Origin of the sequence: Arenimonas donghaensis DSM 18148 = HO3-R19 (assembly GCF_000743535.1) — a bacterium.
GTDB classification, from domain to species: Bacteria; Pseudomonadota; Gammaproteobacteria; order Xanthomonadales; family Xanthomonadaceae; genus Arenimonas; species Arenimonas donghaensis.
The window spans coordinates 167038-190656 of sequence record NZ_AVCJ01000001.1 but is presented as its reverse complement, the minus strand read 5'-3'; the positions used below and the strand labels follow the sequence as shown (position 1 = coordinate 190656).

The window sequence follows — 23619 nt, the reverse complement described above, 5'->3', positions numbered from 1 at the left end:
CGGCTGGGTCCGGGACTCGTTTATCCTCGAAGCAGGCCGGGATCCCCCCGGGACATGGCACGGAATATGCAGCGCTCTGGCTGCAAGCCAATCCCCCCGACCTTCGGAGAACACCATGGGCATCGTTATCCCCTTCCCCCGCAAGCAGGTAATGGACGACGAACTGGCTATCCAGCTCTGGGAGCTGGTGATGGCCGGGGAAATCGGCAGCGCCGAGTACCGCCGCCTGGACGCCGAGATCAACCGCCGCCGCGGCAATATGCGCCCGGCACCGGGCTACGCCGCGCCGGCCCGCTGAAACCATGTTCGCCAGGGACCCCAACCGCTGGGCGCGGCGCAGCCACGCCCGCCGGCGCCATCGGTATCAGCCCAGCTTCCGTATCCGGAAGTTGCGGCCCTTGATCTTGCCGGTGCGCAGCCTGTCCATCGCCTTCTGGACCTGGCTGCGGGCAATGGCGACGTAGGTCCGGGTCGGGAAACCGGCGATCTTTCCGATCGCCGTAGCGTCCAGCCCGCCGGCCCCGGTCAGCGCGCCCACGACGTCGCCGGGCCGGAGCTTGTCCTGCCGGCCGGCATCGATCACCAAGGTCTGCATCGCCGGCGGCGCCGGTCGCGCCGGTCGCCGCGACAGGTCGATGCGTTCCCAGCGCACCGCCTTGCCCAGCGCGTCCTCGATCGCGATCACCCGCCGGCGCTCGTCGCCCGATACCAGGGCCAGCGCCAGGCCGGCCAGCCCGGCCCGTCCGGTGCGCCCGATCCGGTGCGTGTGGATGTCCACGTCACTGGCCAGGCCGTGGCTCAGCACCAGCGGCAGGCCGGCGATGTCCAGGCCACGCGCCGCCACGTCGGTTCCGACCAGCACCCGGCAGCTGCCATTGGCGAACTGAACCAGCACCTCGTCGCGCTCGCGCTGGTCCAGGTCGCCGTGCAGCGCCAGGGCGGCAAACCCCCGCTGTTGCAGGTCGTCGCAAAGCTGCTGAACGTCGCGACGGGTATTGCAAAAGACCAGCGCCGCCTCCGGCGCCAGGTCACCCAGCAACAGCGCGACGGCGTCGGTCTTGCGCGGCGACTCGACTTCGTAGAAGCGCTGCTCGATGGCTTCGCCGTCGGGGTCGGCCACCTCGATCCAGGCCGGGTCGCGCTGGTAGCGCGCTCCCAGTTCGCGCACCGCTTCAGGCAGGGTCGCCGAAAACAGCAGCGTCTGCCGCGAGCCGGGCGCCTGGCCCAGGATGCCGGCGATGTCGTCGGCGAACCCCATGTCGAGCATGCGGTCCGCTTCGTCCAGCACCGCTACCCGCAGGCCGTCGAGCTTGAGCGCGCCCTCGTCGATCAGTTCCTGGATGCGGCCCGGGGTTCCGACCACGACCTGGGGCGGGTGCACCAGCGACGCCAGATGCGGCCGAAGCGGCACGCCGCCGCAGAAGACCGACACCTTCAGGTTCGGCAACTGCCGGCCAATGCGGCGGATTTCCTTGCCGACCTGGTCGGCCAGTTCCCGCGTCGGACACAGCACCAGGGCCTGCACGCCACCGGCGCCGGCGTCCACGCGCGCGAGCAGGCCCAGGCCGAAGGCCACGGTCTTGCCGCTGCCGGTGCGGGCCCGCGCGCTGACGTCGCGGCCGTCGAGCAAGGCCCCAAGACTGGCGGCCTGCACCGGGGTGGGGGTATCGAAGCCCAGCGAGGCCACGGCTTCGGCCAGGGGGATGGGCAAGGGGAAATCGGAGAATGCGCTCATGGCGCATTCTCGCACGCCACCCTGGAGCTTCGGCTCAGGGGTTGAGCAGGCTGGCCCAGAAGTGGCCGATCACCCTGGGCTCGAGCATCACCGTGAACAGGATGCCGTAGGCGGCACCGGCCAGGTGGGCGCTATGGTTGATGCGATCGGCCTGCTGGCGCTCGGCGTAGATTGAATAACCGACGTAGAGCACCGCGAAGATGATCGCCGGCACCGGGATCACGTAGACATAGATCGTCTGCCAGGGCTCGAGCAGGATGAAGCCGAACAGGATCGCCGACACCGCGCCCGAGGCACCCAGCGTGGCGTACTCCGGATCGTTGCGGTGGCGCAGGTAGCTCGGCAGCGCCGACGCCACCAGCGCCGAGACGTAGAAACCGAGGAATCCGAAGGTACCCAGCCGTTCGGCGTAGAAGTACTCCATGTAGCCGCCGAAGAAATACAGCGTGATCATGTTGAACAGCAGGTGCATGAAGTCTCCATGCACGACGCCGTAGGTGATGAACCGGTGGTACTCCCTTCCCCGGGTGACCGCCGGCGGCCACAGCAGCAGGCGCTGGAGCAGCCCTTCGTTGCTGAAGGCAAGCCAGGAAACCAGGCCGGTGACGACGATGATGCCGAGCGTGAAGTTGAGCTCCATCAGTCTTTGCCCAGCGGCATGCGCTTGCCGTCGGCGGTGATGATGTCGCACTCGCGGGTCCAGGCCGCCTGCTCGGCGGTGCCACCGGCCAGGCGGCCAGCGGCCACCTCCCTGAACTCCGCGGCCAGGCCGTTGCGACCAGCCTGGCTGAGCCTGCATTCCATGCGCATCCCGCCCGGCATGGTCTGGCTGTAGCCGCAGTGCTCGCCTTCGATGCCGCTGACCGCGTGCTCGACAACGAAGCCACTGACGAAAGGATGCGGCGACTGGTGGCTGGCGACGACGCAGGCCTCCAGCGAGGCGGCGAATGCCAGGCCGTCGCCGGCCGCTTCGGTCGCGGGCGTGTCGGTGGAGGCAGCCGGCGCGGCTTGCGGCGGTTCGGCCAGCGCCAGCGCGGGGACCAGCGACAGCGCGGCGGTCAGTCGGAGGGGGAATCGTGTCGCCATGGCAAGGCTCCGGTCGTCGGGACCCGGGGAGCATAACGCGGCCCGGTGGACACGATTCAGTCCCGGGGTGGCAAAGTAGCGTCCATGCGAACGCCTTCCCTGATCCTCCCACTGCTGCTGGCGCTGTCGGCTGGCCATACGTCGGCAAACGACGATCTCTCTGCCTGCCTGGCCCGCCTGCAGCCGCAGGCGAAAGCCGCCGGCATCCGCGCCGACGTTTTTGCCGGGTACACCCAGGGCCTGCAGTCCGACGACACGGTCCTGGACGCACTGGACTACCAGCCTGAGTTCCGCACCCCGATCTGGGACTACCTGGCTGGCCTGGTCGACGCGCAGCGCGTACAGGACGGCCAGGCCCTGCTCGAAGAACATGCCGCGCTCCTGCGGGACATCGAAGCCGCGTACGGCGTCGACCCCGCCACCGTTGTCGCCGTCTGGGGCGTCGAAAGCGACTATGGCCGGACCTTCGGCAGCAAGCCGCTGCTGCGCTCGCTGGCGACGCTGTCCTGCGCCGGCCGGCGCCAGGCGTTTTTCCAGGGCGAACTGTTCGCCCTGCTCAAGCTGTTCCAGGCCGGCGACCTGTCCGGCAAGGACCTCACCGGCTCCTGGGCCGGTGCCTTCGGGCACACCCAGTTCATGCCGTCCACCTATGCCCGCATCGCCGTCGACGGCGACGGCGACGGTCGGCGCGACCTGGTCGGCTCGGTCCCGGACGCCCTCGCCTCCACGGCCAACTACCTCAAGCGCGCCGGCTGGCGCAGCGGCCAGCCCTGGGGCCACGAAGCCAGGCTGCCCGCCGGATTCGACACCGGGCTGAGCGGGCGCACCGCACGCCGTCCGCTTACGGACTGGCGCGCCCGCGGCGTGGTGCGCGCCGATGGTGGCGAGCTCCCGGCCGACGACCGTGCCGCCGCCCTGCTGCTGCCCGCGGGCAAGCAGGGGCCGGCCTTCCTGGTCTTCCGCAACTACGACGCGATCTATTCCTACAACGCCGCCGAGAGTTACGCGCTCGCGATCGCCCTGCTCGCCGACCAATTGCGCGGCGGGAAGGGGCTGCAAGCGGCCTGGCCCACCGACGACCCCGGCCTGTCCCGGGCCGGCCGGCGCGAGGTGCAGGAGCACCTGCTCGCATTGGGCCACGACATCGGTCCGGTCGACGGCATGATCGGCAAGCTCTCTCGCGAAGCCATCCGCAGCGAACAGGCACGGCTGGGCCTGCCCGTGGACGGCCGCGCCGGCCAGCGCCTGCTCGAGGCACTGCGTGCGGCGGCCCCCTCGCCCACTCCGCCGGAAGAAGCCACAATCGAGACCCAGCCCCGGGAGACGAACCCATGAAATGGCGCAGCGCCCGACGCAGCAGCAATGTCCAGGACGTTCGTGGCCGGCGCGGTGGCGGCGGCGGTGGCCTCAAGCTGGGCCTGGGTGGCGTGGCCGCCGTGGTGGTCATCGGCCTGCTGCTTGGCAAGAGCCCCATGGAGTTGCTGGGCCTCGTGGCCCAGGTGCAGCAGCAGATGCCCGCCGAGTCAGGCGGCCCGGCCGGCGCGCCGCCGGCCGATGACGAAGCCTCGCAGTTCGTCGCCAGCATCCTGGGCGAAACCGAGGACGTCTGGAGCGCGATCTTCCAGGCCAGCGGCAGCCAGTACACGCCGGCAAAGCTCGTGCTGTTCACCGGCCAGGTGCAGTCGGCCTGCGGCGGCGCCAGCGCCGCGGTCGGTCCCTTCTACTGCCCGGCAGACCAGAAGGTCTACATCGACCTGAGCTTCTTCGAACAGATGGAGCGCCGGCTCGGCGGCGGCGGCGACTTCGCCGAAGCCTATGTCATCGCCCACGAAGTCGGCCACCACGTGCAAACGCTGACCGGCACCTCGGCCCGGGTCAACGACATCCGCCGCCGTGGCGGCAATGTCGAGGGCGCGCAGGGACCCCTCGTGCGCCAGGAGCTGCAGGCCGACTGTTATGCCGGCCTGTGGGCCCACCATGCGCAGCGACGCCACGCCTGGCTCGAGCCCGGCGATCTCGAGGAGGCGATGAACACCGCCACCGCCATCGGCGACGACACCCTGCAGCGGCAGGGCCAGGGCCAGGTCGTGCCCGATTCGTTCACCCACGGCAGCGCTGCCCAGCGCGTGCGCTGGTTCCGGATCGGCTTCGAATCGGGCGAGGTGGAACGCTGCGACACCTTCGCCGCCAACAGCCTTTGAACCACGCTCAGAGCACGGCGCCCTGGGCGATCCCGTGCTGGGTGCGGTGTTCGTAGGCGCCATCGCGGACCGAATACCTGAGCTGGGCCCGGAAGAAGACTTTCTGCGCCTCGCGCCGAAGTGACTGGCAGTCCGCCTGCAGGCCCAGGTCCCGAAGGCCGGCCAGCAAATAGCGGGCGCTTTCGAGCGCGATATCGCGATGTCCTTCCTCATGGCGCTCGAGCGCATCACGCATGCGGTTCCAGTCGTCCATGAGGTCCTTGCGCACCGCGCCTTCGGGCACCCATTCGGGAAGATGGATGGTGACGTCCAGGCTGACCGCCAGGTCCTTGAGCCGGCAGCCACCTTCCACCGGCTCGAGCTCGTAGCGCATCGACAGGTCCTGGGATGTGCGCGCCACCGAGCCGTCGCCCATGGTCCCGGCCTCGGCCTGGGCACGACGCAGTGCGGTACGCAGCTCCCGCCGGTTGATGCCCTGCACGGCATAGGTTTCCCGCTGCTCGGTGTAGCGCAGTCCGGGATCCGAGGGCGTGGCCACGGCAGCCACGACAAACAGACAGGCCTCCATGCACGCCGGGATCAGTGGCATCAGGCCGACTCCTGGTTCCACGCGTCGAGGCAGGCGTCCTTCTCCAGCCAGATCTGGTTGAGCCAGGCCTGGAAGCGCCGGCGGAAGTCGCGGTCGCCTTCGTAGTTGGCGCCCGCGAAACCGTCGGGGATCGGGCGTTCGACCACGCGAACGCGAACGGTACCGATCCGGTCCGCGAACAGGTCGGCCAGGCTGGGCTGGGACCGGTCGTAGTGCACGGTGACATCAAGCACGGCATCCAGCGAGTCGCCCATCGCACCCAGCACGAAGGCCGCCCCGCCCGCGCGAGGCCGCAGCAGGTTGCGGTAGTTACCGCCCTGCGACGCGTGTTTGGCGGGCGTGAAGCGCGTGCCTTCGACGAAATTCATGATCGAGGACGGGATGTGGCTGAATTTCTCGCAGGCGCGGCGCGTGGCGGCGAGGTCGCGGCCGGCCAGTTCGGGCCGTTTCGCCAGTTGGCTCTTGGTTGCCCGCTGCATGAACGGAAAATCCAGCGCCCACCAGCAAAGTCCCAACACCGGCACCCAGATCAACTGGCGCTTGAGGAAAAACCGCAGCAGCGGGATACGTCGGTTGAAGATCTTCTGCAGCACCGGGATGTCCACCCAGCTGCGATGGTTGGCCAGCACCAGGTAGTGTCCGTCCGGGCGCAGGCGTTCGAGTCCCTCGATGACGAAACGGGTATGGGTGAAGCCGTCCATCATGGCGCTGTTCACCGCGATCCAGCTTTCGGCGATGGCCGGCAGCCGGCGCTCGAGCCAGCGCTGCAAGCCCGCGATCGGCAGCAGTTTCACCAGCGCTGCGGCAATCAACACCGGTCCGTGCACCAGGGTGTTGAGCACGAAACCCAGGGCCGCCAGGGGCACCCGCAACGCCGCCGGCAGGTAGTGCAGCGGGGTACGGCGCGCCGGCTTCGCCGGTCCGGTCGGCTCAGCCACGGGTGAAGAACAGGAAAGGCAGCGTCGCCAGGCCCAGCATCAGCACGATGCCGAGCAGGGTCGCCAGGGCCCGTAGCGGATTCTCCCGGAAGGCCGCCCAGGGACTGGGCGCACGCCCTTCGGACAACGCCTGTTCGCGCTCGCGCCGGGCACGCTCGCCGCGTGCCGCCTGGTAGGCGGCCAGGCGGGCGCGGGCCTGGTCTTCCTGGCGGTCATCGGGCAGCCACAGCCCCCCGCCCGACACCCCCCACAGGCTGGGGCGGGTTTCGTAATAGTCGATCTGGTTTTCGTCGAGCAGGGCTCGCACCTCGTCGGCCTCATCGTCCGGTACGTTGCGAAGGTTGAGCAGGAGCAGCGGCATGTCAGTTCCCCTGCCCGGATGCGGCGGCGGACCCGGTTTCGTGCGCGGCGAGGAACTGCACCAGCCCGTCGAGCTGCTGCGCCTGCACGCGATCAACCACCGCGGCGAAGCCCGACAGGTCGTCCGGGCTGTAGCCGCCGACGCGGTACCACAGCGTGATGCGGGTGCCGCCGCCCTCGACCGGCGCCAGGCGGAACTCCAGCGCTCCGTGCAGCCCCATGCCTTGCAAGGGACCCAGGCCGCCGGCCAGGCGCAGGGTGCGGCCGGGGTCCACGAAAACCACCTCGAGGTGGCGCGCCTGCCGGTCGCCGTCGCGTTCGCAGAAACAGCCGCCGGCCCGGGCTTCGATGCTCAGCTTGCCGGCGTCGCCCCACCAGGTGTGGTCGGCGGGCCACCAGCGCCCCACGTCCCCGACCAGGGCCTTCCAGGCCTGGTCGGGATCGGCGTCCACGACGGCGCTGTTCTCGAGCGTGAAACCCGAAGGGCCGCTGTCGACCACCTCGGCCGAGGCGGCGAGCGGCAGCAAACAGGCGACGAGGGCGAACGACGGCAGGCGCATCGTGAATCTCCAGCGGGATTCAGTCATTTAGCCGCCCCGCGGCGCCGCTGGCAAGCCCGGTCAGCGCGAAGCCGCGCGCAGTGCGTCCAATCGCTCGCGCTGCAGATCGTCCATGGCATGTTCGGTCAGCAGTTCCCGGCCTTCGGGCGTGCGCAGCGCCAGCGCCTGGACGCGAACCCGCACCGGCACGCCTTCGGGTGGCGCCTTCAGGGCCCAGTCGCTGTCACCGGTCGGGGTCATCGTCACCGCGTCGCCGGCCCCCGGCGCCAGTGGCGCCGACAGCGGCACGTCGAATACCTGGTCGAGCCAGGGTGCACCGCCACCTTCGTTGGCGAGCCGCACGTGCAGCGACACCCGCGTCACCGTCACCGGGCTGCCGTTGGCCAGGGCGACCTTGATCGTGGGCACGGACTGGCCGCTGCGAGGGTCCGGTCCATGGCCGTAGCCAGCATGCAGAACCTCGAACCCGGCGACGGCATCGCGGTCGGCGGCGATCTGCGAGGCCAGTGTCTCGAGTTGCGCACGTTCGGCGGCCTCTGCGGCCTCGGCGGCTTTCCGGGCCGGGTCGCTCTCGCCACCCGCCTGCCCGGAGGGCTGGCAGCCAGCCAGCGCCACCACCCACAGCAGCATCAGTGCGCGAATCTGCATCTTCGGGGACTCCTTGCATCGTGCCGGTCCGGCGAGTTTAAGCGCGCCGGACCGTCCGGGTTCCGCCGCCCGGCGGCCCAGGGCTCCCCTTCGGCGGCGCGGGGATGCCAGAATCGTCGTTCAATCGCACCGGACCTGCCCATGGCCTCCAGCCTGCTTGCCCTGCTCGACGACATCGCCACCCTGCTCGACGACGTGTCGGTGATGACCAAGGTGGCGACCAAGAAAACGGCCGGCGTGCTCGGTGACGACCTGGCGCTCAACGCCCAGCAGGTCAGCGGCGTCAAACCCGACCGGGAACTGCCGGTGGTGTGGGCGGTCGCCAAGGGGTCGGCCCGCAACAAGCTGATCCTGGTCCCCGGCGCGCTGGCGATCGCGGCCCTGGAGGCCTGGCTGCGCGAACGCGGCATCGACGTGCCGATCATCACCAGCCTGATGCTCATCGGCGGCGCCTTCCTGTGTTACGAAGGCGTCGAAAAACTCGCGCACAAGTTCCTGCATTCGCCGGAAGAGCAGGAAGCCGAAGTGGCGCAACTCCTGGAAGCGGCCTCGGACGAAAAGCGCGACCTCGTCGCCTACGAGAAGCAGAAGATTAAGGGCGCCATCCGCACCGACTTCATCCTGTCCGCGGAGATCATCGTGCTGACGCTGGGAACGGTGGCCGGACGGGAGTTCACCGTGCAGCTGGGCGTCCTGGTCGCCATCGCGGCCCTGATGACGGTCGGCGTTTACGGCCTCGTCGCCGGCATCGTCAAGCTCGACGACGCCGGGCTGCACCTGAGCCGCCGCCAGGGGGCCGGCTCGGCGGCCAGGAGCCTGCGCGCATTCGGCCGCGGCATCCTCTACAGCGCGCCCTGGCTGATGAAGTTCCTGTCGGTCGCCGGCACCGCCGCGATGTTCCTGGTCGGCGGCGGCATTTTCACGCACTCCATCCCCTACCTGCACCACCTCGTCGGAGGCCTGCTTCCCTCGGGAGGCGCCGGCACGGTGGTTTCCATCCTTGCCGACGCCGTGGTCGGCATCCTGGTGGGCATCGTTGTCGTGCTGGCGACCACCGCCTGGGGCAAGCTGCGCGGCAAAGCCGCCGCGCACTGACCCATTCAAGGCAGCAGCAGGCGCGCGCGCCGCTGCACGCGGTCCCCGGTCCATGCCCCTTCCACCAGCAAGCTTCCGCTTAGGGCGAATACCCGCCCGCCGACGAAAAACGTACGGGCGTTGCCGTACCAGTCCCAGCAGTCCTCGCAATCCTGGCCGCCAGCATCCTGCATGCTGAGCACGCCGGCCGCGGAAAGGCGGTCGCCGTCGATGCGTGCATAAAGCAGGTCCGAGGCCTGTTCTTCGGGCCAGGTATCGTCGTCGCGGCTCCGGCTCGATTCGGGCCAGGCCGGCAGGCCCAGCAGCAGCGGACCGCCCGGCAGGCGACCGACGTTCACCGCGTGGCTGCGGCTTTCCGAACTGAAATACCCCGGCCAGTCCAGCGTATGCAGCCGTCGCGGCTGGCCGGCACCCGCCAGCACGCTGGCCGCCATGCCACCACCGGGCACCAGGCCGATGGCCAGCATGCGGTCTCCGGCCGGCTGCATGAATTGCACCGAATGGGTGACCGGCACCGGCGTCAGTACGCCATCGCCCAGGCCCAGGGCCCAGAGCCGGCCGGGACTGGGCTTCTTTTGGCCCCACCAGCTCGACTCACCGAACCAGACGACCTCGCGGTCGAATCGGATCGTACCGACGCCACCCGGCACCTCGGCGAAGGCCCGCGCGGGAGACGGCTCGCCGGCGAAGCCGGAGAAGTCCTCCGGGGCGAGCCGGTACAGCCCGTAGCGCGTTGTTCGCTCGTCGTCATCGTGCTCTCCAGACAGTGGAAGCACCCATAGCGCACCCTCAGCGTCTTCGCGGAACTGGAAGGACTGGTCGATATCGCCGTGAACGGTCGCAACCGTCGGATCACCGGCACCGAAGGGCACGCGAACGATCGAGGTGCGGCGAAGCGGCCAGGCCTCCACGGGCCAGTCGCCGTCGTCCGGGAGCACGAGCTTGCTGCGCCAGGCCTGCGGCGCCAGCCCGCCGAGCGCCAAGTAGGCGTGGGTGCGGGTTGCGTAGAGTTCCGAACGGCCTTCCGCGACGAAACCCGTGCTGCGGCATGCCAGCCGTTCGTCGTCCAGACCCGCGAGCGGGCACTGCAGCAGCACGTGTATGCGCGGCAATCGGCCGGGCAGCATGGGGTAATAAAGGTCCGCTGCCTCCAGCAGCGGCGTCCAACCGGGTGCCGGCACGTCGCGGCGCGACCACTCTGGCCAAGCCATCTCCCCCTGCAGCTGCAGCGGCAGCTGCAGGCTCATCAGCAAGTTGTCGCCCTGCAGCCGGGCCCCGTAGTTGTCGCCGTCGAAGTAGTCGTTGCTGCGCAGCCAGAATCGGGCGTCGCGCACCAGTCCGCCATTGGCATCGAGATGGAACAGCTGCAGCTCCGCCACGGGTTCGTCTTCGCCGTAGTTGAATCCCAGCAAAAGCACGCGCGGGCCGAACGTGAGGATCTCGTCGAACCAGATGCGATCGTCCCCATCCTCGGCCAGACGCAGGCTGCCGGCGTGTTCCAGCACCGCCCTGCCCTGGCGCGCGATGCGCACTGAATGCAAGCTGCCGCCGCGCAGCACCAGCAGGAAGTCGCCGGACTTCTTGACGATGTCGCCCTCGTCGACGCCGCCCTCCTGGTTATTGGTGATCAGGTCGCGGGGATCGATGCGCGAACCGGTGACCTCGATGGTCTCGAGCACGTCCGAATCCGCCTCGGCCGGACGCGTGCCCCGGCAGCGTACCCACGCTGGTCGCTCCGCCTTCGGAAGGCGGCAGGTGCGCCGCCACCGCTGCTCTTCCAACAGTGCAGCGAGGCGCTGCCCATTGGACACCAGGCGGTCCAGGTCCTGTGGTGAAGAAAGTTTGCGCAGGGCCGGCGATGCGGTTGCATCGGCGGCCCTGCCCAACTGGACCCGCTCGACCGACGCGCAGCCGGCCAAAAGGCCCAGCATGAGCAAGGCGCAGACGGCACGCCGTCCGACCCTTGGATGCAGCGGCACAGTCATCGCACCACGTGCCATTGGGTCTGCCGTCCCGCCGGGTAGTCGAGCGTCTCGCCGTCGAAGAAGCCGCCCTGCTCCAGCTTCACTTGCACCCAGGTGTCCCCCCATTCGGGCACGGGTGAGCGCACGTTGCCTTCGATGGCGTAGGCCGTCGACGGATGAAGCGGCCATTCACTACCTGGCGTGCCGCCCTCCTGTGCATCCCACATGCCGATGGTCGGGCCGGCGGCGTGGCCGAAGAAGCCCAGCGGGTGGGTGTAGGTACTGGCCGCCAGCCCTGCCTTTTCCACCGCGGCATGCGTGGCATGCAGGATTTGGTCGCCACTGCGGCCCGTGGCGAATTCGGCGGCCAGCAGGTCCTGCCAGCGATTGCCGGCGGCCAGCGCCCGCCTCAGGCCTTCAGGAACCTCGGTTTCTCCCTCCCGCAGCACGTAGCCCATTTCCTGGGTGTCGGTGCACAGCTTCAGGTAGCAGCCGCCGATGTCGGTATGCAGGACGTCCCCACGCTCGATGACACCCTCGGCGCCGCAGAACACGCTGTCCCGGCCGCAGTCGTCGCCGGCGCGCTGGCGGTTCACGTCGGGATGGAACCACACCGGCATGCCCAGGCCCTCGAGCCGGCGGCGGATGTACCAGGCCACGTCGTCGGTGTGGGTCTTGCCGGGCTCGATGACGCGGTTGGAGAACGCTTCGGCGATCACCGCACGGGCCGCCGCCATGGCCTTGGCGTGGTGTGCGAGCTCCGGCGCGGTGCGCGTCTCGGTCCAGCGCACCACCAGGTCTTCGGCCGACACCAGTCGCCCGGCATAACCGTCGGGAAGCGCCTGCAGCAACCGCTGGTGCAGGCCGTGGCTGAGGCCGTCGGCGATGGCCCACTGCCGGGAGGTATTGATGCCGATGCGGGCAGGATCACGTTCCGCGATGAGGGCGCCCAGGGCCTGCCATTGTTCGTCCAGGTCGCCGCCCGACCAGGCCGACTCGTACGGTGGGCCAAGCGGATAGCGATTGACCGCCAGGCGCTCGACCGAGCCATCGGCGCGACGATGAAAGACCAGCAGCGTCGTCCGGCGCGCCGCGAAGCTCGGCTGCGGCACCAGGGTGAAATAGACCGGGTCCTCGGCGTATTCGCGCGACAGCACCAGCCACATGTCCAACCCGGCTTCGGCCATCAGGCGGGGCAGCAGGGTCTGCAGCCGGTGCTCGAGGATCTGGTTCTCGACCCCCACGCGTTCGGGTGCCGGCAGCAGGACCGGCATCGCCGGCGAAGCCCGGTTGGCCAGGGCGGGCAAGCTCGCGGCCAGCAGCAGCGCGAAGGACAGGCAGCGGTGGTGCATGGAAAGGTCCTTCGCGTCGGCGTGATGCCCCGAGCATAATCAAGTTCGCGTACGTGCCGTCAATCCCGGCGGCCACCGGTGCCAGCGATGGCTATTTCTGCAGGAATTCGATCAGCTGCTTGCGCTGGTTCGGGCCCAGCAGGCGAAGCAATGGCAGCAGCCGGCCGATGATCGCCGGCAGCTGGGGCAGCACCTCCTGCGCCTGGCCGGCCTGGATCCGGTCAAGGATTTCGTCGATCCCCGCGGGCGCCTGCTGGGCCTGGGCCGGGGGCGGCGGTGCAGCGACCGGTGGCATGGCTTCTGCGACGGCGGGCGGCGCAACGGCCGCCGGACTCGGCGGCAGCACGGCCAGGCCAGACTCGCGCGCGACATCCAGGCGCGCCTGGCAAGCATCCATGGCCTCGTCGGGACCCAGGCCGTCGTCGGTAAGCGGGCTCAGCACCGCGGCATGCAAGGCGACCGCCACCGGCTCGCCTTCGTGCAGCGGCGGGTTGGCCATGACCTCGGCCTGCAGCCGTTCGACCATGCCCGCGATGCCCGCCTCCTGGCCACCGGGCAGGCTCAGGGCGAAGCTGCCCAGCCCGATCCGCGCTGCGGTGTCCTCCTTGCGCAGCCGCGCCCGCAGCAAACGCGCGATCTGGAGCACCAGGCCTTCGGCGACATCGCGGCCGTTGTGCAGGAAGAAACGCTGGAAATCCTCCACGTCCAGCCGTACCAGGCACAGCGCCTGCTGGTGCCGGCGGGCGTAGGCCATGTCCTGGCGCAAACGGTCCATGAACCCGGGGCGGTTGGCCAGGCCGGTCAGGGCGTCCATCGTCACCTGCGACTGCAGCTGCCGCGTCACGCGCTGGTAGGTCGAGTGCGCACGGGCGCGGGCGACCAGGTCGGAGGTGGTGAAGGGCTTGGTGATGAAATCGGTCGCGCCCAGTTCGAGCGCCTTCATGCGCGCCGACTCGTCGTTTTCGGCACCGGTGACCACGATCACCGGCAGCCCCTGGATGCCGGGGTCCTGCGCGTCACGGATGGCCCGAAGCAGCCCGTAGCCATCCAGATTGGGCATGTTGAGATCGGTGAAGACCACCTGGATGCCGGCGTCCTGCCCCACCTGTCCCCAGGCGTCCTGGCCGTCCTCGGCGGTGATCACCTCGAACTCGTCGCCAAGCATCTTGTGCGCGGCCTTGCGCATGAGCTTGGAATCATCCACCACCAGGATGCGGGCCTTGCCCGTGCCTTCGCCACTCATTGGCTGCCCCTGACCTGACGTTTTCCGATCACGTTACCGCATGCCCGCCCGGGGCGCCCAAGAGCAGCATCACAGTTCCGTATGCCGCTCAGGGCCGCCAATGGAAATCAAGCGTGCCCGTCACCGGGCTGGCGTCCGCTTTCCTGAACAGGCCATCGCCACCCGTGCTGAACCGGACCTTCAGGCGACCGTGCACGTGCTCGACGACGATCACCCCGCTGCCGCTGGGCAGCATGCGACGTCCGCGGGTGGCATCGGTTTCCTCTGCCAGCACCACCTCCCCGACGCCGGGCCTCTCCCGCTGCGCCTGGTCGTCCAGGGCGACGGCCGCATACTCGCCGGACAGGTTGATCCTGTCGTCGGTTACGTTCAGGACCAGGCGGGCGTAGAGGCTGTTGTCGGCGTTGGCCAATTCGAAACTCTGGGCCACCACGTGTTCGGCGACCCGGGCGCGGCTGTGCCTGACTTCCGGGGTCCGGAAGGCGTACTCCTGGCCATCCACTTCGAAGCGGACCCGGTTGCCCCCCATCGTCGCCTCGCCGGATGGCGCCGGGGGCAGCGTCGGGGCGTTCGCGGCCGACACGCCGGTTCCGTCCTTGCCGACGGCGCCCACGCAGCCCGAGAAGGCCATGGCCACGCCCAGCACCCATTGGTAGCGAAAAGACATCGACCACGACCCGGCGGCACGCCTCGAGGGGCATTACCTGGGTTTACGCAGCTGCGCCCTGCGTCCGGCCACCAGGTACACCAGTCCGGCCAGCAACACCGGCACTGCCGGCAGCAGCCACCAGCCCAGGCCGCCGCGCTGGCGCCCCGATGGCGAGGGATCGAGCCAGCGCTGCCGCTGTGCCTCGAGACCCCCTTCCTGCTCCAGCCTTGCCAGCCCCGCGTCGAGCCTGGCCACGAGCTCGGGCCGGGCCGGATTCACGCCGAAGGCATAGTCCCGTTCGAGCCAGGGCGGACTGGCCACCGCAAGGCCTTCGAGCCCCTGGGTGGCGATGGCATAGCGGCCGATGTCGGCCGGCAGCAGGGCGAAGTCGGCGTCGCCGCGCCTGACTTCGACCAGCACCAGGGATTCTTCATTGACCGGGTGCAACATGGCGTCGACGCGCTCATTGATCAGCCATTCCCAGGCCATCCCGCCGAATTGCACCGCGACCCGGCGGCCCGCCAGTTGCGCCGGATCTTCGATCCACTCGCCGTTGCGGCTGAACAGCAAGTGGCTTCGTCGCATGAAAGGCCGGCTGAAAAGGAAACGTTCCTGCCGGTCCTCCGAAATGAACATCGGCACCACATCGAGCTCGCCGCGCTCGAGCCGGTCGAGCACCTGCCCCCATTCACCGAACTCGAAGACCAGCGCCAGCGATTGGGTTTCGCCGATCGACCGCAGCACGGCCATGTCGAAACCCTGCGCTTGCCCGTCGACGTCCAGGTAATGATGCGGCGGGTAGTGGGGATCCCCGCCAACCCGCACCGGCAGGGTCGGCTGGGCCAGCGTCGCCGACGCCACCAGCAGCAGCGCCGGGCCGGCCAGCCGCCGGAGCTGGCCTGTCAGCGACATGCCAGCCTGTGCACGTCCTGGAACGTGCCGTTCGGGCACAGGTCGGCCAGCTCCGCCTTCAGGCGACCCAGGCGGCTGGCGGTTTCCAGTCGACGCGCGCGGAAGACGGCGTCGCGCCGCTCGCGTTCGGCGTTTAGCGCCCCCGGGTCGCCCCCGGCGGCGATGCGGACGTCGATCGCTGCCAGGGTATCCCGGCGCTCATCCACGAGGTCCCGAAGCTCTGCCTCGGCGGCAGCGATGTCCACGCCCAACTGGGCCGGACGATCAAGCGGACGGTCGTCGTCCGGCGGCGGCGGGGCCGGCGTGCGCGCCCGTCGGGTCCGGGCGACCTCCGGATTGCCATCCGGCCGCTCCTGTCCGTTGCCGCCGGATGTGTCGGTCGACCCGGTCGCGTCGCTTGCGTTGCGTTTGTTGCGCGTATCCGACGCCTGGTCCGGATCCTGCTCCGGCTCGGCCGGCGATGCCGGCACCGATGCTGGCGGCGGCGGCGGTGGGGGCGGTGGGGGCGGCGGCTGCGACTGGGGTTCGGACGGGAACTCAAGGTGTGGGGCGGCGTCCCGGTCGCCGGGGCAAGGATCATCCTGGTAGCGGGTTTCGCCGTTGATGGTGCATTTATAAACGTTCGCCTGGACCGGCAGGCTGGCGAAGGCGGCCGAGGCCAGGAAGAGCGCGAAAAGCGGGCCTTTCATGGGCGCGAAATCCATTCGGGGGGAGCTTGATCATAGGGCACGCGGACCAGCAGGCAACCCGGCCGCCTTTTGCCTGCTTTGGTCTAGACTGGACCCGTTCGCTTCGCCCCCGAAACCATGGAGGTTGCAATGGCCAGTACCGCCCGCAAGTCCCCTGCCCGCAAACCGGTGGCCAAGAAGGCCCCGGCGAAGAAGAAGCCGGCCAAGAAGGTGGCTTCCAGCAAATCCGCCGACAAGAAGCCTGCCGCCAAAAAGAAGACCGCAGCGAAGAAGACTGCAGCGACCAGGAAGTCCACCGCCAGCAAGCCGGCGACGAAAAAGAAGGCCGCAGCGAAGAAGGCCTCCGTGAAAAAGTCGTCGACCAGGAAGCCGGCAGCGAAAAAGTCCGCAGCGAAGAAGACCACGGCGAAAAAGCCGGTGGCGAAGAAGTCCGCGGCAAAGAAGACCGTTGCCCGCAAATCCGGTGCGAAGAAAGCCACGACCAGCAAGCCGGCGGCGAAAAAAACCGCTGCCCGCAAGTCCACTGCGAAAAAGGCTGCCGCGAAGCCGTCGGCCGCCAGGAAGTCCGCGGCCAAAAAACCGGCGGCCACCAAGGCCCCGGCCAGCAAGTCGGCCAGCCGCAAGCCGGTCGCGGCGAAAGTGCCCGCGCCCCGCGCCGCCCCGGCCGCCACGTCCGCACGCAAGCCGGCGGCCGCGGTTCCGAGCCCGGCGCCCATGCCGGCCCTGCCGGCGGCCGCGGCGGCGAGCAACGAAAGCAGCAAGGGCCCGCAGCAGGCCCGCTCGCAGAAGGCGCACATCCCGATCCAGCGGGAATTGCCCGGCCCGCACGGTTCGAAGTTCAAGCCCAACAACGGGCATCGCTACATGCACCGAAAGATCCCGCGCTGACCCGCGCGCCGGGCGGCCAGGCGCCGCCCGGCGCTGCCGGAGGGGTCGATATGTGGTGATATGCGGCCCATGGCTTTTCGACCACGCTACCTGCCCAGGCTCACCTACCCGTTCCGCATTTTGGGCATGGGTCTCACCGCGCTGCCCGTCGGCGTGGTCCTGCACGACGTGCAGGCGGGCTGGTTGGCCTGGACCTGGCTGGGGCTGTCGTGCCTGGCGTGGCCCCACCTCGCCTACGCCTGGGCCCGGCGCAGCCAGGACCCCTATGGCGCCGAGGCGAGAAATTTCCTCATCGATTCCGCGATCGCCGGCAGCTTCCTGCCGCTGATGCATTTCAACCTGCTGCCCTCGGCCGTGCTGTTGACGGTGGCCACCGCCGACAAGGTCAATTCGGGCGTGCCGGGACTGTGGCTCCGGGCCTTGCCCGGCATGGTCCTGGCCGTGCTCGCGGTTGGCCTGCTCACCGGATTCGAAGTGGACCTGGCCAGTCGAACCGGCGTGATCCTGGCCTGCCTGCCGATCATGACCATCCATACCCTGGCCGTCAGCGCCAACCTGTACCGGCTGGTGCGGCGGGTGCAGGACCAGAACCGGCAGCTTGCGCTGATGACCCGCCGCGACAGCCTCACTGGCGTCGACAGCCGCTCGCACTGGGAAGACCAGGCCCGGAAGCTGCTCGACCAGCACCAGCGCGAAGCCGCGCCCGCCTGCCTGCTGCTGCTCGATATCGACCACTTCAAAACCATCAACGACCGCCACGGCCATGGCGTCGGCGACGACGTCCTGCGTGCGCTGGCCAGGCGCATGGGCGAGACGCTGCCCGCGTCCGGCATCCACGGTCGGCTGGGCGGCGACGAGTTCGTGGTCGCGCTGCCGCTTCCCGTCACCGAGGCGCTCGAACACGCCGAACGCCTTCGTGCCGCCGTGCAGGCGCTTGAGTTCCCGGAAGTGCCGGAGCTGTCGATCTCGATCAGCCTGGGCCTGGCGCCACCGCCGCACGGCGGCGACCTGCGTGCCTGGCTGGAGGTGGCCGACCATGCGCTGTATCGCGCCAAGCACGGCGGCCGCAACCGGATCGAGCGGACCGAGCCCCTGGCCGCCACCCCTGCTACCTAGGCCGGCCCGCCCAGGCCCCGCCGATTGTCTTAGGATGGGCCTACCCGACCGCTCCGGAGCCCGCCATGCGCACGCACCTGCCCCGACTCGCCCTCGCGATCACCCTTTCCCTGGGCCTGCTGGCCTGCCAACCCGGCGGAGAGTCTCCTTCGGCAACCGGTGGCGACCCGAGCGCCGATGACACGGCGGCGCAGGCCGACATCAAGGCCAAGGTGGACGCCTATGCCGAAGTCGAGCTCAAGGCCGACCTCTCGCACCTGGCCGAAGGCGACCGGGAAGCCATCCGGTTGCTGCTGCAGGCCGGCCAGATCATGGACGACCTGTTCTGGGAACAGGTCTACGGCGACAAGGACCTGCTGTTCGCCGGGGTCAGCGATCGCGCCACCCGCCGTTTCATCGAAATCAACTACGGCCCCTGGGACCGCCTGGACGGTGACGCCCCCTTCGTCGACGGCGTCGGCCCGCGGCCGCCCGGTGCGCGCTTCTACCCGCCTGACATGAGCAAGGAAGAATTCGCCGCCGCCGACCTGCCCGGCAAGGACGGGCTCTACACCCTGCTGCGCCGCGACGACGCCGGCAAGCTGATCGTGGTGCCCTACCACGTCAAGTGGTCCAAGGAACTGGGCGAGGCGGCCGACCTGCTGCGCCAGGCCGCCGAAGTAGCCACCGACGAAGGCTTCCGCACCTACCTGCGCATGCGCGCCGACGCCCTGGTGTCGGGCGAGTACCAGGCCAGCGACATGGCCTGGATGGACATGAAGACCAGCCCCATCGACGTCGTGATTGGCCCGATCGAGAGCTACCAGGACGCCCTGTTCGGCACCAAGACCGCCTTCGAGGCTTTCGTGCTGGTGCGCGACATCGAATGGAGCGAGCGCCTGTCGCGGTTTGCCGCACACCTGCCCGCACTGCAGCGCGGCCTGCCGGTGGAGGATCGCTACAAGTCCGAGCGGCCTGGCACCGATGCGGATCTCAATGCGTACGACGCGATCTTCTATGGTGGCGACGCCAATTCCGGCGCCAAGACCATCGCCATCAACCTGCCCAACGACGAAGAAGTCCAGCTCGCCATGGGTTCGCGCCGGCTGCAGCTCAAGAACAGCATGCGCGCCAAGTTCGACAAGATCCTCGTGCCGATTTCCGACCAGCTGATCGCCGAGGACCAGCAGCAGCACATCACGTTCGACGCCTTCTTCGAAAACGTGATGTTCCACGAAGTCGCGCATGGCCTGGGCATCAAGAACACCCTCGACGGCAAGGGCACCGTGCGCGAGGCGCTGACCGACCTGACCAGTGCCTACGAAGAAGGCAAGGCCGACATCCTGGGCCTGTACATGATCGGCGCGCTGGGCGACATGGGCGAGCTCGACGCCGACAAACGCATGGACAACTACGTCACCTTCCTGGCCGGCATCTTCCGTTCGGTGCGCTTTGGCGCGTCCAGCGCCCATGGCAAGGCCAACATGGTCGCGTTCAACTGGCTGCAGCGCGAAGGCGCCTTCAGCCGCGACCCGGACACGGGCCACTACCGCGTCGACTACGACAAGATGCAAGCGGCCGTTGATTCGCTGTCGGCGAAGATCCTCACCCTGCAAGGCGACGGTGACTACGAAGGCGCCAAGGCGCTGCTCGACGAGATGGGCGTGATCGGCCCCGACCTCCAGGCCGACCTCAACCGCGTCGAAGCCGCCGGCATCCCGGTGGACATCGTGTTCAAGCAGGGCGAAAAGGTCCTGGGCTTGTGAGGTCGGCTTCGTGAGTGGCCGGCGGCGGGCGGCATTGCCCTGGCTCGCCGTCGGGCTTGCACTGTCGGCCCACGCCACCGCGCAGGAACCCACCAGCGAAGAACTCTGGCGTCGCCAGCCACCGCCTTTCCAGGCCCATGCCGAAGGCCTGGCTGCGCCGACCAGGGCCGGCGCCGCGATGGAGATGCGACTGGGCCTGCTGCCCTGGCTGCTGCCGCCACTAGACCCGGACCCGAAGCGCCTGGCCGCGCTGGAAACAAGCGCGTCCCACATCGCCGCACGTTACGCGTCGGTGGGCTTGCGCGCCCCCCGCATCACCCGCCGGGACGGCGTCTACCCGATTTATTACGTGCGCGATCTTGGTAGTGCCGCGGCCCAGTACGGCCCGGGTTTCGGCCAGTTCGGCGTCGCCGAAGCGATGCGGCTGAACGAGGATGACTGGGACCGGGTGATGATCGTCGGGGAAGCCGATGGGTTCGGGTCCGACCTGGCGCTTTTCCCCGAGAAGGTGGCCGTGTCGGTGGCCCACGAAATATTCCATGGCATCCAGGCCAGCTATGCCAACTGGAACGTGCACGACAACAGTCATTTGCACGAAGAAAAATGGGTCACCGAAGCCTTGCCGGACGCGATCGGCCTGTGGGCTATCGAGGGCCTGTCGTTCATGGGCAATCCGCCCTTCGACCCACGACGCCGCTTCGCCAGCGGCAGCCCGCGTTTCGGCAAGGTCCTGGGGCTGCGTCCCTACGACTACCCGCTGGACCTGCGCACGGCGCCGCCACGCATGCCGATCTTCCCGGCCGGCACCTCCGCCGACAGCCGCCGGGAAATGGCCTCTTACATGAGCAATTCGTTCTGGGCCTACGTCTGGCAACACAGCATGCCCCGGGGCCAGGAATGGAAGCCCGTCCGGCACGCCCTGATGGTCCGCACGGCGCGGGCCGGCACGTCGGGCGTTCGCGAGGAGAGCCTGGCCTGGACCGACCGCAGCCTCAGGGACCAGCACCCGGCATGGACCCGCGGTCTCTACGATGCCCTGCCTGCCTTCATCCCCTGGTGGGTGGCATACCCCGACGCCGTGATGCGCAGCCGCAAGGGCGAATTCGCACATGCCCGCTGGCTGGGCCATGCCTTCGTCGATGGTTGCCCGCTGCATGAATTCGACCAGGCCAATCCCACCGCCACGGTGAAAGTGGCGGTGCGGGAAATGGCCGCCACCTGCATCCGCGTGAAGTGGACCGGCCCGTCGGTAGGCGACAGCGGCTGGCCGGCCTTTGCCGTGGTCGCCTCGTCGGCGGATGGCGGCGGCGAGGCCGCACTGACTGACCTGCACCTGGGCATCCACGGGACCAACCTGGGCAAGACCGACCCTTTCCTGGACCCCGCCACGGGGCGGCCCAGCCTGGCGTGGAGCGGGCTGTCGCTGGATCCAGGGCAGGCGGCGAACACGGACGGCGAAACCGTCATCACGTTCACCAACGTCCCGCCAGACCCTCTTCGCGCCAGCCGGCGCACCTATGACATCCACCTGGGCGTGGGTACCAGCGAAGTGTCCGGCCAGTTGGTCAAGCCCGCCGAGTCGAACAAGCCGGCATCCAGCGTGCGTGTCGCCCCGCGACCGCACGTGATTCCCGGGCAGGTCAAGGCGGTGCGTGAGGGCCGGACGCTGAGCATGGCGGTGGTACCGGCATCGATGGCCGGCAAGGACGACTGCATGAATGCCACCGCGAAATCGGCCGGCCAGCTGGCGTTCGGACTCGATGAAAACGCCGGGCATGACGGGGCGTCGCGGCTCATGGCGATCTGCCTCAAGGCCTCCGGCGATGCCTCGCGCCGGGGAGGAAATCCGGCATTGAAGCCGGATGTCGAACTGGAGCTTCCCGCCATTCCCGATGGTCACACCGGCCCCGTGGCCGGCGGTCGTGTCATCGCGATGTGGGACGACCCGGGACTGGGCAAGCCGGCCGACCAGCACGTGGACGCCCGCACCGACGACGTGGACATCACCGTTTCACTGGCCAATGCGGCGTTCGTGCGGGGTCGCTTCACGGCGAGGTTTACCGCGCCGGCCAACAACGCCAACGGCGAACTGAGCGGCGACTTCCTCGTCTGGCGCAGTCCGACCGACGAGCGCATTGCCCTGGCCGACCCGCTGGACTACGTCGCGAGCAACCTGGTGCAAACCCTGGCCGCCATGGGCCGGGACCCGGCAGAGGTTGGCGCAGGCATGGCGCGGCGCGCGGCCAACCAGCGTGGCCGGTCGTCGGCCCGGGACAACCGCGACGCCGACGTCGTATGCACGCTGGACTGCGAAATCGTCCGCCAGGGAAACGTCAGTCCCACCTGCCGGGCCTCGATGGCGGAGATCTACGCCGCCTGCCCCGAAGGCGCTCAGGTGACGCGGGAGGAAGTCGCTTCACTGGCCGACTGGATGTTCCGCGACATGCCCGAACCGATGCGTTCGGAAATGTCGACGGGCACCGTGGACACGGTGATGAAGATGCCCACGGCACTGCGCGAGGACTGGGCCGCCAAGCTGCGCGCCGCGCGCGCGAAAACCGGCGATTAACCCCATCCGGGTAATGGTTCAGGCGGGCGCGGACCCGGCGTTGTAGGACGGCAACTGGCGCGCCGACGCAAAGAACATCAGATAGATCAGCCGGCCGTTCTCGAGCGAATCGCCGAAGGCTTCGCCGGCGGTATGCCAGAGCCAGGGGCGCAGCAGCACCAGGCGGTTGAAGCGCATGGGCACGCGCATGGTCAGTTCCCAGGCGGCGTCATTCATGGTGTCGCGCTCGAGGATGTCCGAGATCATCTGCCTGGCGCTGGCATACCCCTGGGCCCGCGCCTCCTCGTCGCTGATCGGTCCGCGGTCGCTGTTGGTCGCGCGATGGCGGAAGAACTCGGTGCCGCCGCGGCAATCCTCGGGCCGGCTCAGGTACAGGATGCCCGACCAGTGCGCGGTATCCACGTGGACCTTGGCGCTGCCCACGTCACCGGCGGTGGCGATGCGGAACTTGCCATGCGCCTGCGGCGGGGGCATGGACACCAGCGGCTCGCCGACCAGCCGCGAGACTTCTTGGTCGAGGCCTTCAAGCTGCAAACGTTGCTGGGAATTGCGACCGGGGAATTTGCCCTGCACGTCCGGGTAGTCCATGCGCAGGGCCGCTTCGCGCAGTTGCGCGGCACTATCGAAGAAGTCGTCGACGATGATCGTGGTCGTGGGCATGGGCGTCAGCGCAACTGGCTGTCCTTGCTGCCGCGGCGGTTGTAGCCACTGCCGGCAGACACCTTGTCGGCGGCCTCCTGGCAGGGCACGCACAGCCGGACGCCGGGCAGCGCCCGGCGCCGTGCCTCCGGAATGGGCGCGTCGCACTCTTCGCAATGTTCCAGGCTCGGTCCCTTGGGCAGCTTGCTGCGGGCGCGCTTGATCGCGTCCTTCACGGTCGCGTCGATCTGGTCCTGGACGGCGCCGTCGCCGGCCCAACCCGTCGCCATGGCGGTCTCCTGAGGCGTCTCAATTCAAGACAGCCATTATAGGCGCGCCACGGTCACCGTTCCTGACGGGCCAGTTCAGCCGCCGCAGCCGCCGCAGCACACCGACGGCTGTGGCTGGATGGCGAGCGGGCCAAGTACGCAACCGGCCTGCTCGAGCACACCCGCCAATTCGCCGGTGGTCAACTGCACCGAAATGCGCAGACCCGTCTGCAGCGGATCGACGTCGACCAGCGCCGCCGGATCGGCATCGCAGAGCAGCCGTCGCACCTGGTCCATATCCACCGTGGCCGTCGGCATCGCTACCCTGAATTCCATTGACTACTCCCTGGCTGCGGCGAGCTTGCCGCCGGG

25 protein-coding genes and 1 pseudogene are annotated in these 23619 nt (G+C 69.0%); 9 read left to right on the top strand and 17 right to left on the bottom strand.

Annotated elements, in window-relative coordinates; translation table 11 throughout:
* The first annotated feature begins 115 nt into the window (after positions 1-115).
* A complete protein-coding gene (locus N788_RS14500; RefSeq protein WP_152560316.1) occupies positions 116-298 on the top strand; it encodes a hypothetical protein in 183 nt (60 codons plus the stop codon).
* Positions 299-364: 66 nt separating this feature from the next.
* On the opposite strand, the gene dbpA is transcribed toward N788_RS14500, so the two are convergent.
* The 3 genes from dbpA to N788_RS00880 are packed head-to-tail and all read right to left on the bottom strand — an operon-like array spanning position 365 to position 2821.
* Positions 365-1735: an ATP-dependent RNA helicase DbpA gene (dbpA, locus tag N788_RS00890; protein ID WP_034220049.1), complete on the bottom strand. Its 1371-nt coding sequence runs from the start codon at positions 1733-1735 to the stop codon at positions 365-367.
* Positions 1736-1769: 34 nt separating this feature from the next.
* On the bottom strand, positions 1770-2375 hold the full coding sequence (locus N788_RS00885; protein WP_211250665.1) for a rhomboid family intramembrane serine protease: 606 nt from the start codon (positions 2373-2375) through the stop codon (positions 1770-1772).
* Positions 2375-2821: a hypothetical protein gene (locus N788_RS00880; RefSeq protein WP_034220047.1), complete on the bottom strand. Its 447-nt coding sequence runs from the start codon at positions 2819-2821 to the stop codon at positions 2375-2377. Before N788_RS00880 ends, N788_RS00885 begins: the two co-directional genes overlap by 1 nt.
* A gap of 84 nt (positions 2822-2905) precedes the next feature.
* Here N788_RS00880 and N788_RS00875 point away from each other — a divergent pair, with 84 nt between their 5' ends.
* Complete coding sequence (locus N788_RS00875) at positions 2906-4156, top strand: lytic murein transglycosylase (protein WP_051924210.1); 1251 nt, start codon at positions 2906-2908, stop codon at positions 4154-4156.
* Positions 4153-5022 carry a KPN_02809 family neutral zinc metallopeptidase gene (gene ypfJ, locus N788_RS00870; RefSeq protein WP_034220044.1) on the top strand — a complete coding sequence of 290 codons (870 nt, stop codon included), beginning with the start codon at positions 4153-4155 and terminating at the stop codon, positions 5020-5022. The genes N788_RS00875 and ypfJ overlap by 4 nt, the downstream gene beginning before the upstream one ends.
* A gap of 7 nt (positions 5023-5029) precedes the next feature.
* On the opposite strand, the gene N788_RS00865 is transcribed toward ypfJ, so the two are convergent.
* From N788_RS00865 to N788_RS00845, 5 genes are read right to left on the bottom strand one after another with little or no spacing between them, the layout of a single operon-like run.
* A complete protein-coding gene (locus tag N788_RS00865) occupies positions 5030-5611 on the bottom strand; it encodes a DUF922 domain-containing protein (protein ID WP_034220041.1) in 582 nt (193 codons plus the stop codon).
* Positions 5611-6549 carry an acyltransferase gene (locus tag N788_RS00860; RefSeq protein ID WP_244444058.1) on the bottom strand — a complete coding sequence of 313 codons (939 nt, stop codon included), beginning with the start codon at positions 6547-6549 and terminating at the stop codon, positions 5611-5613. The genes N788_RS00865 and N788_RS00860 overlap by 1 nt, the downstream gene beginning before the upstream one ends.
* The gene (locus N788_RS00855) at positions 6542-6910 is read right to left on the bottom strand and encodes a DUF6164 family protein (protein ID WP_034220039.1); all 369 of its coding nucleotides are present in this window, start codon (positions 6908-6910) and stop codon (positions 6542-6544) included. The genes N788_RS00860 and N788_RS00855 overlap by 8 nt, the downstream gene beginning before the upstream one ends.
* 1 nt (position 6911) lies before the next feature.
* Complete coding sequence (locus N788_RS00850) at positions 6912-7496, bottom strand: SRPBCC family protein (RefSeq protein WP_051924209.1); 585 nt, start codon at positions 7494-7496, stop codon at positions 6912-6914.
* A 33-nt stretch (positions 7497-7529) separates the two neighbouring features.
* Complete coding sequence (locus tag N788_RS00845; protein ID WP_034220037.1) at positions 7530-8117, bottom strand: hypothetical protein; 588 nt, start codon at positions 8115-8117, stop codon at positions 7530-7532.
* Positions 8118-8258: 141 nt separating this feature from the next.
* Here N788_RS00845 and N788_RS00840 point away from each other — a divergent pair, with 141 nt between their 5' ends.
* Complete coding sequence (locus N788_RS00840; RefSeq protein ID WP_034220034.1) at positions 8259-9212, top strand: DUF808 domain-containing protein; 954 nt, start codon at positions 8259-8261, stop codon at positions 9210-9212.
* A 5-nt stretch (positions 9213-9217) separates the two neighbouring features.
* Here N788_RS00840 and N788_RS00835 read toward each other — a convergent pair whose 3' ends face one another.
* From N788_RS00835 to N788_RS13680, 6 genes are all read right to left on the bottom strand, one after another.
* Complete coding sequence (locus N788_RS00835) at positions 9218-10891, bottom strand: beta-propeller domain-containing protein (protein ID WP_160171898.1); 1674 nt, start codon at positions 10889-10891, stop codon at positions 9218-9220.
* A gap of 302 nt (positions 10892-11193) precedes the next feature.
* On the bottom strand, positions 11194-12528 hold the full coding sequence (locus N788_RS00830) for a M24 family metallopeptidase (RefSeq protein ID WP_034220029.1): 1335 nt from the start codon (positions 12526-12528) through the stop codon (positions 11194-11196).
* A 91-nt stretch (positions 12529-12619) separates the two neighbouring features.
* Positions 12620-13771 carry a GGDEF domain-containing response regulator gene (locus N788_RS00825; RefSeq protein WP_051924208.1) on the bottom strand — a complete coding sequence of 384 codons (1152 nt, stop codon included), beginning with the start codon at positions 13769-13771 and terminating at the stop codon, positions 12620-12622.
* An 88-nt stretch (positions 13772-13859) separates the two neighbouring features.
* Entirely contained in the window at positions 13860-14438 is a 579-nt protein-coding gene (locus N788_RS00820) for a hypothetical protein (protein ID WP_034220026.1), read from the bottom strand.
* A 33-nt stretch (positions 14439-14471) separates the two neighbouring features.
* Positions 14472-15332 carry a transporter substrate-binding domain-containing protein gene (locus N788_RS00815; RefSeq protein WP_034220024.1) on the bottom strand — a complete coding sequence of 287 codons (861 nt, stop codon included), beginning with the start codon at positions 15330-15332 and terminating at the stop codon, positions 14472-14474.
* Positions 15323-16036: a hypothetical protein gene (locus N788_RS13680; protein ID WP_051924207.1), complete on the bottom strand. Its 714-nt coding sequence runs from the start codon at positions 16034-16036 to the stop codon at positions 15323-15325. The genes N788_RS00815 and N788_RS13680 overlap by 10 nt, the downstream gene beginning before the upstream one ends.
* A gap of 102 nt (positions 16037-16138) precedes the next feature.
* On the opposite strand from N788_RS13680, the pseudogene N788_RS15160 reads away from it, so the two are divergent.
* From N788_RS15160 to N788_RS00790, 5 genes and pseudogenes are all read left to right on the top strand, one after another.
* Positions 16139-16516 (top strand): annotated as a pseudogene (locus N788_RS15160) (histone H1-like repetitive region-containing protein); the annotation flags it as partial.
* Positions 16517-16735: 219 nt separating this feature from the next.
* Positions 16736-16909: a hypothetical protein gene (locus tag N788_RS15010; RefSeq protein ID WP_244444056.1), complete on the top strand. Its 174-nt coding sequence runs from the start codon at positions 16736-16738 to the stop codon at positions 16907-16909.
* 69 nt (positions 16910-16978) lie between these two features.
* Positions 16979-18025, top strand: a complete 1047-nt coding sequence (locus tag N788_RS00800; protein ID WP_034220021.1) for a diguanylate cyclase — start codon at positions 16979-16981, stop codon at positions 18023-18025.
* 65 nt (positions 18026-18090) lie between these two features.
* Positions 18091-19770, top strand: a complete 1680-nt coding sequence (locus tag N788_RS00795; RefSeq protein ID WP_034220019.1) for a dipeptidyl-peptidase 3 family protein — start codon at positions 18091-18093, stop codon at positions 19768-19770.
* A gap of 34 nt (positions 19771-19804) precedes the next feature.
* A complete protein-coding gene (locus tag N788_RS00790) occupies positions 19805-22339 on the top strand; it encodes a hypothetical protein (protein WP_034220016.1) in 2535 nt (844 codons plus the stop codon).
* Positions 22340-22357: 18 nt separating this feature from the next.
* Here N788_RS00790 and N788_RS00785 read toward each other — a convergent pair whose 3' ends face one another.
* The 3 genes from N788_RS00785 to N788_RS00775 all read right to left on the bottom strand — a co-directional run bounded on the left by N788_RS00785 (position 22358) and on the right by N788_RS00775 (position 23583).
* Complete coding sequence (locus tag N788_RS00785) at positions 22358-22999, bottom strand: DUF6445 family protein (protein ID WP_051924204.1); 642 nt, start codon at positions 22997-22999, stop codon at positions 22358-22360.
* Positions 23000-23004: 5 nt separating this feature from the next.
* Positions 23005-23268 (bottom strand): DksA/TraR family C4-type zinc finger protein, encoded by a 264-nt coding sequence (locus N788_RS00780; RefSeq protein ID WP_034220013.1) that lies wholly within the window; start codon positions 23266-23268, stop codon positions 23005-23007.
* A gap of 75 nt (positions 23269-23343) precedes the next feature.
* The gene (locus tag N788_RS00775; RefSeq protein WP_034220011.1) at positions 23344-23583 is read right to left on the bottom strand and encodes a hypothetical protein; all 240 of its coding nucleotides are present in this window, start codon (positions 23581-23583) and stop codon (positions 23344-23346) included.
* Positions 23584-23619 lie beyond the last annotated feature (36 nt).

Bases quoted from the DNA above. Each gene is read 5' to 3' on its own strand.
- N788_RS14500 (WP_152560316.1), top strand. From the start codon at position 116: ATGGGCATCGTTATCCCCTTCCCCCGCAAGCAGGTAATGGACGACGAA.
- dbpA (WP_034220049.1), bottom strand. From the start codon at position 1,735: ATGAGCGCATTCTCCGATTTCCCCTTGCCCATCCCCCTGGCCGAAGCC.
- N788_RS00885 (WP_211250665.1), bottom strand. From the start codon at position 2,375: ATGGAGCTCAACTTCACGCTCGGCATCATCGTCGTCACCGGCCTGGTT.
- N788_RS00880 (WP_034220047.1), bottom strand. From the start codon at position 2,821: ATGGCGACACGATTCCCCCTCCGACTGACCGCCGCGCTGTCGCTGGTC.
- N788_RS00875 (WP_051924210.1), top strand. From the start codon at position 2,906: ATGCGAACGCCTTCCCTGATCCTCCCACTGCTGCTGGCGCTGTCGGCT.
- ypfJ (WP_034220044.1), top strand. From the start codon at position 4,153: ATGAAATGGCGCAGCGCCCGACGCAGCAGCAATGTCCAGGACGTTCGT.
- N788_RS00865 (WP_034220041.1), bottom strand. From the start codon at position 5,611: ATGCCACTGATCCCGGCGTGCATGGAGGCCTGTCTGTTTGTCGTGGCT.
- N788_RS00855 (WP_034220039.1), bottom strand. From the start codon at position 6,910: ATGCCGCTGCTCCTGCTCAACCTTCGCAACGTACCGGACGATGAGGCC.
- N788_RS00850 (WP_051924209.1), bottom strand. From the start codon at position 7,496: ATGACTGAATCCCGCTGGAGATTCACGATGCGCCTGCCGTCGTTCGCC.
- N788_RS00845 (WP_034220037.1), bottom strand. From the start codon at position 8,117: ATGCAGATTCGCGCACTGATGCTGCTGTGGGTGGTGGCGCTGGCTGGC.
- N788_RS00840 (WP_034220034.1), top strand. From the start codon at position 8,259: ATGGCCTCCAGCCTGCTTGCCCTGCTCGACGACATCGCCACCCTGCTC.
- N788_RS00830 (WP_034220029.1), bottom strand. From the start codon at position 12,528: ATGCACCACCGCTGCCTGTCCTTCGCGCTGCTGCTGGCCGCGAGCTTG.
- N788_RS00825 (WP_051924208.1), bottom strand. From the start codon at position 13,771: ATGAGTGGCGAAGGCACGGGCAAGGCCCGCATCCTGGTGGTGGATGAT.
- N788_RS00820 (WP_034220026.1), bottom strand. From the start codon at position 14,438: ATGTCTTTTCGCTACCAATGGGTGCTGGGCGTGGCCATGGCCTTCTCG.
- N788_RS00815 (WP_034220024.1), bottom strand. From the start codon at position 15,332: ATGTCGCTGACAGGCCAGCTCCGGCGGCTGGCCGGCCCGGCGCTGCTG.
- N788_RS13680 (WP_051924207.1), bottom strand. From the start codon at position 16,036: ATGGATTTCGCGCCCATGAAAGGCCCGCTTTTCGCGCTCTTCCTGGCC.
- N788_RS15010 (WP_244444056.1), top strand. From the start codon at position 16,736: ATGCCGGCCCTGCCGGCGGCCGCGGCGGCGAGCAACGAAAGCAGCAAG.
- N788_RS00800 (WP_034220021.1), top strand. From the start codon at position 16,979: ATGGCTTTTCGACCACGCTACCTGCCCAGGCTCACCTACCCGTTCCGC.
- N788_RS00795 (WP_034220019.1), top strand. From the start codon at position 18,091: ATGCGCACGCACCTGCCCCGACTCGCCCTCGCGATCACCCTTTCCCTG.
- N788_RS00785 (WP_051924204.1), bottom strand. From the start codon at position 22,999: ATGCCCACGACCACGATCATCGTCGACGACTTCTTCGATAGTGCCGCG.
- N788_RS00780 (WP_034220013.1), bottom strand. From the start codon at position 23,268: ATGGCGACGGGTTGGGCCGGCGACGGCGCCGTCCAGGACCAGATCGAC.
- N788_RS00775 (WP_034220011.1), bottom strand. From the start codon at position 23,583: ATGGAATTCAGGGTAGCGATGCCGACGGCCACGGTGGATATGGACCAG.